Source organism: Pelagibacterium sp. (assembly GCF_965249125.1).
Classification (GTDB): domain Bacteria; phylum Pseudomonadota; class Alphaproteobacteria; order Rhizobiales; family Devosiaceae; genus Pelagibacterium.
On sequence record NZ_OZ252217.1, the window covers coordinates 2906728 to 2919506 of the forward strand.

Annotated in this window: 15 protein-coding genes; 8 read left to right on the top strand and 7 right to left on the bottom strand. The window is 61.3% G+C overall.

Annotated elements, in window-relative coordinates:
- Nucleotides 1-13 precede the first annotated feature (13 nt).
- Nucleotides 14-1432 carry a dihydrolipoyl dehydrogenase family protein gene (locus ACP148_RS14090; protein ID WP_421953067.1) on the bottom strand — a complete coding sequence of 473 codons (1419 nt, stop codon included), beginning with the start codon at nt 1430-1432 and terminating at the stop codon, nt 14-16.
- A 279-nt stretch (nt 1433-1711) separates the two neighbouring features.
- Between ACP148_RS14090 and rpmH the strand changes: the two genes are divergently transcribed.
- The 4 genes from rpmH to yihA all read left to right on the top strand — a co-directional run bounded on the left by rpmH (nt 1712) and on the right by yihA (nt 4757).
- Nucleotides 1712-1846, top strand: a complete 135-nt coding sequence (gene rpmH / locus ACP148_RS14095; RefSeq protein ID WP_014129273.1) for a 50S ribosomal protein L34 — start codon at nt 1712-1714, stop codon at nt 1844-1846.
- Between the two features lie 18 nt (nt 1847-1864).
- Nucleotides 1865-2239 (top strand): ribonuclease P protein component, encoded by a 375-nt coding sequence (gene rnpA / locus ACP148_RS14100; RefSeq protein ID WP_421953068.1) that lies wholly within the window; start codon nt 1865-1867, stop codon nt 2237-2239.
- Nucleotides 2236-4062: a membrane protein insertase YidC gene (gene yidC / locus ACP148_RS14105; RefSeq protein WP_421953069.1), complete on the top strand. Its 1827-nt coding sequence runs from the start codon at nt 2236-2238 to the stop codon at nt 4060-4062. The genes rnpA and yidC overlap by 4 nt, the downstream gene beginning before the upstream one ends.
- A 74-nt stretch (nt 4063-4136) precedes the next feature.
- A complete protein-coding gene (gene yihA / locus ACP148_RS14110) occupies nt 4137-4757 on the top strand; it encodes a ribosome biogenesis GTP-binding protein YihA/YsxC (protein WP_421953152.1) in 621 nt (206 codons plus the stop codon).
- An 82-nt stretch (nt 4758-4839) separates the two neighbouring features.
- On the opposite strand, the gene ACP148_RS14115 is transcribed toward yihA, so the two are convergent.
- The 5 genes from ACP148_RS14115 to ACP148_RS14135 form a co-directional block, all read right to left on the bottom strand.
- A complete protein-coding gene (locus ACP148_RS14115; protein WP_421953070.1) occupies nt 4840-5544 on the bottom strand; it encodes a glutamine amidotransferase-related protein in 705 nt (234 codons plus the stop codon).
- 38 nt (nt 5545-5582) lie between these two features.
- A complete protein-coding gene (gene msrB / locus ACP148_RS14120) occupies nt 5583-6065 on the bottom strand; it encodes a peptide-methionine (R)-S-oxide reductase MsrB (RefSeq protein WP_421953071.1) in 483 nt (160 codons plus the stop codon).
- A gap of 268 nt (nt 6066-6333) precedes the next feature.
- The gene (locus ACP148_RS14125) at nt 6334-6891 is read right to left on the bottom strand and encodes a fasciclin domain-containing protein (protein ID WP_421953072.1); all 558 of its coding nucleotides are present in this window, start codon (nt 6889-6891) and stop codon (nt 6334-6336) included.
- Between the two features lie 107 nt (nt 6892-6998).
- Nucleotides 6999-7715, bottom strand: coding sequence for an anti-sigma factor (locus ACP148_RS14130; RefSeq protein ID WP_421953073.1), 717 nt, complete (start codon nt 7713-7715; stop codon nt 6999-7001).
- Entirely contained in the window at nt 7712-8269 is a 558-nt protein-coding gene (locus tag ACP148_RS14135; RefSeq protein WP_421953074.1) for a sigma-70 family RNA polymerase sigma factor, read from the bottom strand. The genes ACP148_RS14130 and ACP148_RS14135 overlap by 4 nt, the downstream gene beginning before the upstream one ends.
- 146 nt (nt 8270-8415) lie before the next feature.
- Here ACP148_RS14135 and argB point away from each other — a divergent pair, with 146 nt between their 5' ends.
- From argB to ACP148_RS14155, 4 genes are all read left to right on the top strand, one after another.
- Complete coding sequence (argB, locus tag ACP148_RS14140) at nt 8416-9306, top strand: acetylglutamate kinase (RefSeq protein ID WP_421953075.1); 891 nt, start codon at nt 8416-8418, stop codon at nt 9304-9306.
- Between the two features lie 116 nt (nt 9307-9422).
- Nucleotides 9423-9683, top strand: coding sequence for a DUF2442 domain-containing protein (locus tag ACP148_RS14145; RefSeq protein WP_421953076.1), 261 nt, complete (start codon nt 9423-9425; stop codon nt 9681-9683).
- Between the two features lie 58 nt (nt 9684-9741).
- Nucleotides 9742-10458 (top strand): pyrimidine 5'-nucleotidase, encoded by a 717-nt coding sequence (locus tag ACP148_RS14150; protein WP_421953077.1) that lies wholly within the window; start codon nt 9742-9744, stop codon nt 10456-10458.
- A 139-nt stretch (nt 10459-10597) separates the two neighbouring features.
- A complete protein-coding gene (locus tag ACP148_RS14155) occupies nt 10598-11821 on the top strand; it encodes a hypothetical protein (protein ID WP_421953078.1) in 1224 nt (407 codons plus the stop codon).
- Nucleotides 11822-11922: 101 nt separating this feature from the next.
- On the opposite strand, the gene ACP148_RS14160 is transcribed toward ACP148_RS14155, so the two are convergent.
- Complete coding sequence (locus ACP148_RS14160) at nt 11923-12777, bottom strand: LOG family protein (RefSeq protein WP_421953079.1); 855 nt, start codon at nt 12775-12777, stop codon at nt 11923-11925.
- Nucleotides 12778-12779: the final 2 nt, after the last annotated feature.

The window sequence follows — 12779 nt, forward strand, 5'->3', positions numbered from 1 at the left end:
CGCCCGATTTTACCTATGGCAACAAGCGCTTAAGGACCCGGCGCCAGCCCGCGGGGGTCACCTCGGGATGATTGCGCACATATTCGCCGGCGGCCAGGGGTATGATCTGGGAGAAAGACGGATAGGGCGCCACCAGTTCCCCGAATTCAGCCAGTCTCATTTTCCGCGCGATGGCGAGGGCGAAGACCGGCACGAGTTCGGGCGCGGTGGCTCCCACCACTCCGGCACCCATGATCCTGCCCGCGCTGTCGAGGATGATTTTCACCTGCCCATGCGGTTCGGCGCGCGCCCTGGCCGCCTCTGTCCGGGCCAGCGCGATGCGGACTATTTCGAAGCGATCGTTGAATTTGGCTCGGGCCTCGGCCTCGGTCATGCCGGCCCACGCAATGGCAGGACTGGTAGGAACGATGCTCGGCACGATCCCATCGCCCGTCGCCGAACCGGTGATGGCATCCACCGCGCGCTCGGCTCCATGGCGCGCCGCATGAACGCTATTCTGTCCCGCGGCATCGCCGACGACAAAGATGCGGCGGTTCGAGGTGCGCCCGAACCGACCGAGCTCGAGGCCCCGCCCCTGCATGCGCACTCGCGCCAGCTCGAGCCCCATCCCTTCGAAATCGGCCTGCCGCCCTGTGGCAAACACCAGATGACTGCCCACGATCCGCTCTTCGTTTGGACCGGCCTTGATGTCGAGAGCTATCTCCTGATCGTCGCCGCCGGCGACGGAGACGATCCCGGTATGGATGCGCAGCTCCAGCCCTTCGGCGCGAAGACGCCGCAGGACGATCTCGACCAGTTCCGGATCTTCCCCGGCCAGCGGATCGAGCATTTCAACGACAGAAACTTTTGCGCCCAGCCGCAAATGGGCCTGGGCGAGCGCCAGCCCGGTTGCCCCCGCCCCAACGACAATCAGGTGAGAGGGGCGGCGGGTCAGCTCGAAAATGGTTTCGGGCGTGAAGAACGGCACGCCGTCAAGTCCGGGAATGTCCGGCACGACCGGCCGCGATCCGGTCGCGATCACAAAATTGGCCGCCCGTATCGTCCGGCCGCCCACATCGATCGCGGAGGGACCGGTGAACCGGGCCCGGCCATTGACCATCGCGATGCCCATGGCCGTCAGGTGCTCGATGGAAACGGTGGGGCGCGCCTCTTCGATCATCGCGCGGATGCGCGCATTGATGCGGGCGAAGTTGATGCGCGGCTCGTCGGTGCCAAGGCCGAGATCCCTGGCGGTGCGGATCTGGTTGGCCCTTTCCGCTGCGGCGGCCAGCGCCTGAGACGGCAAGGCGCCCCAATTGTGCGCAACGCCGCCAAACTCCTCGGCCTCGACCAGCACGACGCGCAGCCCGCGCGCCGCGGCGCGCTCGGCGGCCGCGATCCCGGCCGGACCGGCCCCAATGATGCAAAGATCGATCCTGTCGCCCTGCGCCACGCCCTGCCCTCAACCTTTGACCTTGATCTGCGATCCCGGCCGATTCCATGATGGGTTATGGCCCCGCTTTTAGCGCGGCCAAAGCGCGCTGGCCAGCGCCAGAGAACACACGCGATTGTGGCCATAGCGCAATTGACTTGCCCCGGCGTTTTCCCTATAAGCCGCCCAACCTTTGCCGATGGCCCGGGACGGCTTGTCCCATTCCCTTTCGCGCAAGACCTAAAGACAACAGACAAGCTTAACCAGAGGATCGCGCGGACCGGTGCGCGATGAACCATAATGAAGCGTACTTTCCAGCCGAGCAATCTTGTGCGCGCCCGCCGTCACGGTTTCCGTGCCCGCATGGCGACCAAGAACGGCCGCAAGATCATCAATCGCCGTCGCGCGATCGGGCGCAAGCGGCTTTCGGCATAAGTCGGGCCTCGCTCCGATATGCCGGACAGCCCGGCATTGCCGATACGGCGCCTGAAAAAAAGGGCGCAATTTCTTAGAGCCGCGCGGGGCAGCAAAATTGCCAGGCGCGGCTTTGTGTTGCAGACCATCCCTGTTGCCGATCCTGTTCCCGGTGTAGGATATACCGTGACCAAGAAGACCGGCAACGCGCCTGAACGCAGCCGCATCAAGCGCCGGCTGCGCGAGGCGGTGAGGGTCTGTTCGGACCGGCTGGTCGCCGGCCACGACTATGTGTTGATCGGGCGGCGTGAAAGCCTGTCCGAACCGTTCGACAACCTAACGCGCGAACTTGGCAGGGCCATCGCGCGCCTGCACAGACCGGCCCAAGCGCCAAGCGGACATCCAAAGCCATGAACGAAAACAATCGCAACATGATCCTGGCCGTCGTCCTGAGCATGCTCGTGCTCTTTGGGTGGCAGTTCTTTATTGCGGGGCCCCAGCTCGATCAGGCCCAGCGGCAGGCCGAGCTTTCTGCCCAGCAGGAACAGGCTCTGGACAGCGCCGATCTGGCAGCGCCCAGCGCCGGCGGCGTTGCCGGTGCGGCGCCGTCTTCGGATACCGACACCCAGGTCTTTGCGACGCGCGACGATGCCCTTGCCGCCTCCGAGCGCGTTGCGATCGAAACCGGCTCTCTTTCGGGTTCGATCAATCTGACCGGCGCGCGCATCGATGATTTGCACCTGCTGCGCTACAACGAAACCCCCGACCCCGACAGCCCGACCATTACGCTGCTTTCCCCGGTCGGTTCGGACAATCCCTATTATCTCGAACAGGGCTGGGTCGCCGCGCAGGGTAGCAATGTTGCGCTCCCGAACGGGCAGACCGAATGGACCCTCGAAAGCGGCGATACGCTGACGCCGGGCACCCCGGTAACGCTTGCCTGGGATAACGGCGAGGGGCAGGTTTTCCGCCGCACCATCAGTGTCGATGAGAACTACATGTTCACTATCGACCAGAGCGTTGAAAATTCCGGCTCTGGCGATGTGACCCTGTTCCCCTATTCGCGGATCGCGCGGCTCTACACGCCCCAGACCCAGAATTTCTTCATTCTCCATGAAGGCCCCATCGGGGTTCTGGGCGATGCCAATCTGGTCGAGCGCTCCTATTCGGACCTCGAGAACGAAGGCCAGCTCGATTTCGCCTCGACGGGTGGCTGGCTGGGCTTTACCGACAAATACTGGGCCACTGCGATCATCCCGCCGCAGGACCAGACAATCAACGCGCGCTATTTCCATGGCACCGGCGCGCCGAGCGGCCATGACTACCGCGCCAATTTCGTGGCCCAGGAGGCCGTGATCGTTCCGGCGGGCGGCAATGGGTCCCATGAGAGCCTGGCCTTTGCCGGCGCCAAGGTGGAATCGATCATCGATTCCTACGAGACGGGCTATTCCATCGACCGGTTCGAATTGATGATCGATTGGGGCTGGTTCCACTTCATCACCAAGCCGATGTTCTATCTCATCCGGCTGCTCTATGAATTCCTGGGCAATTTCGGCCTCGCCATCCTGGCGGTGACCGTTATCGTTAAGGCGCTGTTCTTCCCGCTGGCCAACAAGAGCTATGCCTCGATGGCCAACATGCGGCGCGTACAGCCCAAGATGAAGGAAATCCAGGAAAAGCATAAGGATGATCGCGCTGCCCAGCAGCAGGCGATGATGGAGCTCTACAAGACCGAAAAGATCAATCCCATCTCGGGGTGCTGGCCGGTCCTGATACAGATTCCGGTGTTCTTCTCGCTCTACAAGGTCCTCTTTGTCACCATCGAAATGCGCCACGCGCCGTTCTTTGGCTGGATTCAGGATCTGGCAGCGCCCGATCCCACCCACATCTTCAACCTGTTCGGCCTCCTGCCTTACGATCCCGGCGCCGTGCCGATCATCGGCTCGTTCCTGGCCATCGGCATCTGGCCGGTTATCATGGGCATCACCATGTGGGTGCAGATGCGCCTCAACCCGCCACCGGCCGATCCGACACAGGCGATGATCTTTAACTGGATGCCGGTCATCTTCACATTCATGCTGGCGACCTTCCCGGCCGGCCTCGTGATCTACTGGGCCTGGAACAACTTCCTCTCGGTGGTCCAGCAATGGTTCATCATGCGCCGCCATGGCGTCACCGTGGACCTGCTTGGAAACATCAAGAGTTCGTTCAAGCGCAAGCCCAAGGCTGCCGAATAGCGACACGCGCGAGGGGCCGGGAAACCGGCCCTTCCTTTTTTGGATCGCCAAGGGTCAGGGCCTGAATGACCGATTTGCCTGAAACCACCCGCCTGCTGTTTGCGCGCCCCTGGATATTTCTCAAGGGCTGCGTTCGCGTGTCCGATCTTCCCGCCGACGATATTGTCGAGATCGCCTTTGCGGGCCGCTCCAATGTCGGCAAATCGTCGCTGATCAATGCCCTTGTCGGGCAGTCGGCGCTGGCTCGGACATCCAATACGCCAGGGCGGACCCAGGAGCTCAACCTGTTTGCGCCCGAAGCGGGCGGCATCCGGCTCGTCGACATGCCCGGTTATGGCTTTGCCAAAGCCCCCAAGCCGGCCGTCGAGAAATGGAACAAGCTGATCCACCAGTTCCTGCGTGGCCGCCCCAATCTGCGCCGTGTCTATGTGCTGGTCGATGCTCGCCACGGGCCCAAGCCCAACGATGCAACGGTGATGAACGAGCTCGACAAGGCGGCGGTATCCTATCAGGTGGTGCTCACCAAGGCCGACAAGCTGGGCGAGAAGGACCTTGATGGCGTGGTTGCCGCGACAGCGAAATTCATCGCCAAACGTCCCGCCGCGCATCCCGAGATCATTCTCACTTCAAGCGAGAAGGGCCTGGGCATCGATACGCTGCGGCGGGAAGTGGCTGGACTCCGCGAAGGTCTCTAAGTCCTTGGTTTATCGCGCGTCCGAACCGCAAAACCGTTTCCATCCCCGATCGGGTCGAGGACATGCTTTTGCTGGACACGCTCTAGCCGGTCAAAAACCGGCTGATGGCTCGTGCCAGGATCGCGCTGTCCGAGCGGGTTTTCATTGAGTCCTGTGCCGCTTCGATAATGTCTTGTGAAACCTTGCCACGCCGCAGTTCGATCAATGCGCTCGAATAATCGTCCTCGAATTCGGGATGCGGCTGAAAACTCATGATCCTGCCACCGGCATAGGCCAGCCCCGCATTGGGCGCGAACTGGTTGCGCAATATCACCTTTGCCATCTTGGGAGGGGCAATGACCTGGTCCTGATGGGAGCAGGCTATGGCCAAAGTCTTAATGCCCGGCGCGAAATGGGGATGATCGGGCACCACCTCATAAACATGCCGCCCCAGCCCCCATCCCTTTTCCGATTTGCGGACGTCACCGCCCAACGCGTCGGCGATGATCTGGTGACCAAAGCAGATGCCGACCATTTTTGTGCCGCTGTGATGGGCGCGGCGGATAAAGTCGCGCAGAGGGTCCATCCAGGGCAGCGGGTCATAAACCCCTGCCGGGGAGCCGGTGATCAGGACAGCATCGAGCTTTGCGGGATCGGGCAGCGGCGCGCCCTCAAGCACGGGCACGAAGCTGGGCGTCGTGCCGGCGCCGTGGCGAGCCAGCATTGTGCTGAACATTTCAGGATAGGGGCGAAACCGGCCGCGCAGAGGCTCTGGCACAAGGCCGGTCTCGATGATTGTGAGGGTCATGGAAGGAACCGCGAGATAACGATTCCTGCATTCAGACCTCAGGCGGCGACGAACGTCAAGGCGACACCGTTGATGCAATGGCGCTTGCCGGTCGGCTCGGGCCCGTCATCGAAAATATGGCCCTGATGGCCGCCGCAGTTCGAGCAATGGCATTCGGTGCGCGTCATCATGAACGAAGTGTCGGTCGAGGTGCCGATGGCGCCCGGAAGGGCTTCCCAGAAGCTTGGCCAGCCGGTGCGGCTGTCATATTTGGCTTCGGAGGAATAGAGCGCCTGCCCGCATCCGGCACAATTGTAGATGCCCGGTTCGTAGAACTTGTCGAGTTCGGAGGTAAAGGCTCGCTCGGTGCCGTGGTCGCGCAGCACGTAATATTGCATCTCGCTAAGACGTTCTCGCCATTCCGCGTCGCTCAGGACGAAGGGAAAGTCGCCTTCCGCGCCCTTGGCGACAAGCGAAAAGCCGAATGCTGCGGCGCCCGCTACGGCGGCGCCTGCGATAAGGAAATTGCGACGATCGGTCATTGTCATTCTCCTTGCATTCAGTATTTCAGCGATGCGCCCGGCGATCAAATCACTCCGACGTGTGAACGCCGGCAGCGGTTGCGCCCGGCCGACGGAGGGCAGGCCGGGCGCAGTTTGCGGCTCAGCGTAGGATTGGGGGCGAACCCTGAGCCGCGGTGCCTGCCAGAGTGCGGGCAGAAAAAGTTGCAGACTTTTTCGGTTCGACCCGCACGGCATAAATAGGCCCGAGCGCCGGGCCGATGCAATCGGCCCGATCAAGCTCGGGTTCCTACATGGCCGGAGTGAATACCGCGTCGGTCACGTGGATCACACCGTTCGACTGCATCACATTGGCGATGGTGACGGTGGCGGCGGTGCCGTTTTCGTCGGTGATCGTGATGGTATCGCCATCATAGGTTGCTTCGAGCATGCAGCCGCCAAGCGTCTCGATGGTGTGGCTGCCGCCATCGGCGTCGATCATGCCCATCAATGCGGCAGCGTCAGCTTCGGCGCCAACCACGTGGCAGGTCAGGACCTGCTGCAGCATTTCGAGGTTTTCCGGCATCAAAAGCGTATCGACTGTACCTTCAGGAAGGGCAGCGAAGGCTTCGTTGGTGGGGGCGAACACGGTGAACGGGCCGTCGCCCTGCAGCGTTTCGACGAGGCCGGCAGCTTCCACGGCGGCAACGAGCGTTGTGTGGTCAGCCGAATTGACGGCATTTTCGATGATGTTCATCTCCGGCGACATCGGCGCGCCGCCGACCATCGGGTTGTCCTGCGCAAGAGCAGCGCCGGTCAGCGCCGAGGTGGCCAGAAGGGCGGAAAGAGCAATGGCACGGGTCTGCATGGTGTTCGTCTCCTGAAGTCATCTGTTGCGACTTCCCCTTTTGGGGAAGTTCGCGATCAGTTACGGAGTGGCCGAACGACAAGTTTCAGCGTTGTTGAAAATTTCCGTCAGATGGCGGCAATGGGTCCTGCGGCCACGATCGGGCCCTGCGGATCGCCTGTGGGCGAGCCACCTTCGACCTCCCTTGTCACGGCAAGCGTGATGCCTTGGGTCATCTGACCGCGCAGTGTCTCATCGACCGCAATGGTCTGGGCCTGGGCAACATCAAGGATACCCATCGAGATCGGCGCATTGTCACCTTCGATGAACCAGAGTTCGTAGTCGCTGCCCTCGCCGGCGGGCGAGCCCGTGCCGCTCACCCGTAGCGCCCCCGCCGCTGAATCATAGCGAGCGAGAAAACTCACATCGCTGTCGACGGTCTGCATCGCCGCGACAAGCTGGGGCGCGTCGCCCGGAGGCTCGATGCCCGGTTGCACGAGATTGAGCCCGACCGCGATAACAGCCACGGCGGCCGCGGCCCCGGCCAGCGAGCGCCAGAGGAGCAAAGAATTGTACCAGGGCGTCCTGAGGACCGTTTCCGGGAACAGTTTCTGCTCGATCTGGTTCAGAAGACCCGCCGGGGGCGTTGTGGGCACATAATCATCATTGAACGCGGCAAAGCGTTGCTCCCAGGCCGCAACTTCCGCCGCAAGGCCGGGGTTTGTTTCGACGGCGCGCGCAAGAGCGGCGCGGCTTTGCGCGCCTGTCAGCCCGAGCACGTATTCAGCGACCGCTACTCGGCGCTCTTCATCCCGGTTCAGATCGTTGTCGTCAAAATCGCTCATCGTTTTATCTGTTGGGCTCCGAGACAGTCACGCAGGGCCAGGAGCGACCGGCGTAGCCAGGTTCGTACCGTATTGAGCGGCACGCCCAGCCGGTCGGCCAGTTCATTATAGCTTTCGCCTTCGACGTAAGCCCGGCGCACCGCTTCGGCGCGGTCGGGCTTTAGTTGTTCCATGCACTCATCGATCCGGTTGCCCTCGTCGGTGTTGATCGCCGACTGTTCGGGGCTCATCGCGGAATCTTCGATGTCGATCGCTTCATCGATGTCGGTGTGCCCGGAACGCCGCGCGCGCACCCTGTCGATGGCATTGTTGCGCGCAATGGCAATCAGCCACGTCATGGGGCTTGCGGCATCGGGACGATATCCCTCGGCGCGCTTCCAGATCTTGATGAAAACGTCCTGCAAGGCGTCCTCGGCGTCGCTCCTGTTGGACAGTATACGCAGGCTCACGCCGAAAAGTTTCGCGCTCGTACGGGCATAGAGGGCACGGAACGCATTGCGGTCGCGCAGCGCAACGCGCGCCAGAAGATCGGCAATTTCAGCTGTGTCGGCCATAGGCGCCCTCCCTATCGCATAGTAATTGCATTTTTCCTTACGAGTTCCATCAGAAATTGGATCACGAGGCCGTCAGCGAGGACTATTCACAGGTGCCGCGTTCGGGTTAGAGAGGCTTTCGAGACCAAACGGAGTTGCCCTGCCCCATGGCCGACGGACTTGAAAACGCCTACGACGCCGAAGTGCTGTCCAAGGCCCTGCCCTTCATGCAGCGCTACGAGAACAAAACCGTGGTCATCAAATATGGCGGTCATGCCATGGGCGATCCCGAACTGGGCAAGGCGTTCGCCCGCGACGTCGCGCTGCTCAAGCAATCGGGGGTCAACCCGATCGTGGTTCACGGCGGCGGCCCGCAGATCGGCGACATGCTCAAAAAGCTCGGCATCGAATCCAAGTTCGAGGGCGGCCTGCGGGTGACCGACAAGCGGACCGTCGAGATCGTGGAAATGGTTCTGGCCGGCTCGATCAACAAAGAAATCGTGGCCATGATCAACGCCGAGGGCGAATGGGCGATCGGGCTGTGCGGCAAGGACGGCAACATGGTCTTTGCCGAAAAGGCCAACAAGAAATATGTCGATCCCACCTCCAATATCGAGCGTGTCCTGGACCTTGGCTTCGTGGGCGAACCGGTCGAGATCGACCGCACGCTTCTCGATCTTCTTGCCCGCTCCGAAATGATCCCGGTCATCGCCCCGGTGGCGCCGGGCCGGGACGGCAACACCTATAATATCAACGCAGACACCTTCGCCGGCGCCATAGCCGGCGCGGTCTTTGCCAAGCGGCTGCTGTTTTTGACCGACGTTCCGGGCGTTCTCAACAAGGATGGCGAGTTGATCCCCGAGCTTTCGGTGCGCCAGGCGCAGCAGCTGATCGCCGACGGCACGATCTCGGGAGGAATGATCCCCAAGGTCGAAACCTGCATCGAGGCCCTGGACCGGGGCGTTGAAGGCGTGGTGATCGTCAACGGCAAAACCGCCCATTCGGTGCTGCTCGAGTTGTTCACCGAACACGGCGCGGGAACGCTCATGGTGCGATAGGACCGTGCCGGTCGTTTTTCGCCACAAGGGGTATAATGACGGCTTTAATGCCAGGAGCCTGCGAGAGCTTTTGATTGTCGTGGAGAATCGCAGGTCCGAAATAGAAAGGGTCTGGAATGAGCATTTCGGTGCGGCCCGTTGAGGCCCGGTGCGACGAAGATACGCTTTGGGTCGCCCTTTCCGATGGCCGTACGATTGGCGCGCCTCTTGCCTGGTTTCCCCGGCTGCTTCATGCAACAGCCGAACAAAGGGCCCGGATCGAACTAACGTCGCGTGGCCTTCATTGGGAGGAGCTCGACGAGGATATCGGCATTGCGGGACTGCTGGCGGGACGAGGCGATCAGTCCAAGCCACCGAAAAAGGGCGAAGCAGCCTGACGATCACACCTTTGTTTTCGGTCATTTCCCATTCATCGATTTGCGGCATAATGGGGCCATGAACCACATGACCCCGCCCGCCGCTCTGCCCCGCCTCGATTTCGACCACATCACAGATTGGGTGTTCGACCTCGACAACACGCTCTATCCGCGCGAGTGCAATCTGTTCGCCCAGATCGATACGGCCATCACCGCATATGTGATGAAAGTCGCCAAGCTCGAATTCGAAGCGGCGCGCGAACTCCAGAAAGCCTATTACCGCGATCACGGCACCACGCTGAACGGGCTTATGAAGTCCCATGCCGTCGACCCCGACGACTATCTGAAAATGGTTCACGCCATCGACTATTCCCCCGTCGCGGCCCACCCCGAACTTGTCGAGGCCATCGCGGCGCTGCCGGGTCGCAAGTTCATCTTCACCAATGCCAGTACCGGCCACGCCGAAGCCGTGCTCGAGCGTCTGGGCGCCTCGGCGCTGTTTGAGGGCATATTCGATATCAAGGCGGCGCGATACCAGCCCAAGCCGCTCGAAATCGCCTATAGCGATTTCCTTGCCGCGCACGGGATCGGGGCAAAGCGGGCCATCATGTTCGACGATCTCGAAAAGAACCTGCGGGTCCCCCACGCCATCGGCATGGCCACCGTACAGGTCGTGGCCGGCTCGGGGTTCGAACATGACCAGTGCGACGCCTGGGAGTTGGGCCGAGGCGAAGGTCTGGACCATGTCCACCACGTCACCGACGACATCGTGGCGTTCCTCGGACGCTGCCGCTGACGCTTTTTTGCCCGATTGGCGTGATCGAACCGTCATCCCGGTGCGTTACCGTCCGTGCTGGCCCTCTGCGGCAGCAATGATATAAGTTCTCAGCTTTGCACCATAACGGCGTGAGAGACGCCGAAGAACGGGGACCGTCATGACCAAGCTATCTCGCCTTTCGCTCGCCGCCATCCTGATGGCAACAACCAGCCAGGCCGCCCTTGCGCTCGAAGCCACCGATTTCGCCGATCGGCTGGTCGAGACCAGCAAGCTGATGGGCGTTTCGTTTGCCTATGGATCGGCCACGGCCGAAGGCGATACCGTGACGATCACCGATTTCGTCATCTCAACTCCCGGCCAGGACGATATCGAAGTGCCCGGCGACGTCGTGTTCACCGGCGTGGCTGAGACCGACGATGGCGGCTTCAGCGCCGAGCGTGCCTCCATCGCCGATTTCGAATATACCGACGAGGACGAGGGCTTCTCGGTCAGCTTTGTCGACATCGCGGCAGAAGGCATCATCCTGCCGGCCGATGCGGGCATCGACGCGGTCATCGAAATCGGATTCAATCTCTACGATCGCATTTCGGCGGGTCCGCTGACCGTCTCGGACGAGACCGGTACCGAGCTTTTCGCCATCGACCTTATGGAAATCACCATGGAAGAGCCCACCGCCGACGGCGGGCTGAGCTCGGCCTATCAGGTCACCGGCATTCGTGGTGATCTGAGCGCGATCGAGGAACCTGAAGCCCAGGACGTGATCGAGGCGTTCGGGCTGAGCCAGCTCAACGCCTCCATGTCGGGCGCAGGCACCTGGTGGCCGGAAACCGGGGAAGGCGAAGTCAGCGACATTTCCTTTGCCGTGCAGGATCTGGGCTCGCTTTCGCTCGACTTTGCGGTGGCTGGCTATACCGAGGAAATCTATCGCGAACTCATGAAGGTCAACCTCAAGATGGCCGAGATGGCCGAGGCCGACATCGAGATCGATGAAGACCAGATGATGGAAATGTCGGACGCCATGCTCGAGAAGATGGCCGATCTCAAGCTGGTTGGCGGCGCGGTGCGCTATGATGACGATTCGCTGTTCATGAAGGTTCTCGACTTCATCGGCGCTGAACAGGGCGTCGATGGCGAAACCTTCAAGGCCGGTTTGCAGTTCATGGTGCCCATGGCGCTGGCCGAGGTTGAAAACGAAGCCTTCAAGTCCATGGTGACCAGCGCGGTCAACACCTTTATCGCCGACCCGCAGAATTTCACCATCTCGGTCGAACCGGGAGAACCTGTGGCTTTTTCAGAATTTGAAGGTATGGAAGCCGAAATCGAGGCCGACCCTTTCATCCTGGTCGATCGCCTGAACGTTCAGATCACCGCCAATCAGTAAGCATTGGCACGTTTGGAAGAGCCCGCCTTCAAAGTGGCGGGCTCTTTTTTTTCATTTTCGAACCGGGCATCGGTGTCCATTCATTACCGAAGCGCTCCGTTTCAGGCCGGATGGTCGATCCGTGGCAGATTGTAGGTCTTGCGCACGATCTCCCAGGCCTCATCCGCCGTATCGACGAAACTGAAAAGCTTGAAGTCGTCGGGCGAGATCGTTCCTTCTTCAGCCAGCGCCTCGAGGTTGAGAACCCGGCTCCAGAATTTCCTGCCGAACAGCAGCAACGGAATACGGTCCATGCGTCCCGTCTGAATTAGCGTCAGGGTTTCAAAGAACTCATCCATCGTCCCGAACCCACCGGGAAAGATGGCCACCACCTTGGCCCGCATCAGGAAATGGATCTTGCGCGTCGCGAAATAGTGGAAATTGAAGGAAAACTGCGGCGTCACATAGGTGTTGGGCGCCTGCTCATGCGGCAGGACGATATTGTAGCCGATCGAGGGCGCTCCCATATCGGCGGCGCCACGATTGCCTGCTTCCATCACTCCCGGCCCCCCGCCGGTCGCAACGACATACTCGCTGAAATCGGTGGCCCTGGAGGTCAGCGAGGCCAGTTGGGCGAAGCGCCGCGCTTCCTCGTAATAGATCGAATTGGCCTCGAGATTTCTTTTCGCCTCGTCGGTCTTTGCGGCCCAGGCGGGCTTTCCCGGAGCGGGGATGCGCGCCCCGCCGAACAGGACCACTGTCGAATTGATATTGGCCTCGCGCAACCGCGATTCGACCTTGAGATATTCGAGCTGAAAACGGACCCCGCGCAGATCCTCACTGGTCATGAATTCTTCATCTGCGAAAGCCAGCCGATACGCCGCGGACTGGGTCTGCGGCGTTTGCGGCGAATGGCGTACGGCTTCCATATCCTCCTTTGACGAACGCAGCGAGGAATGGCGTTTACGGCCCATCATCA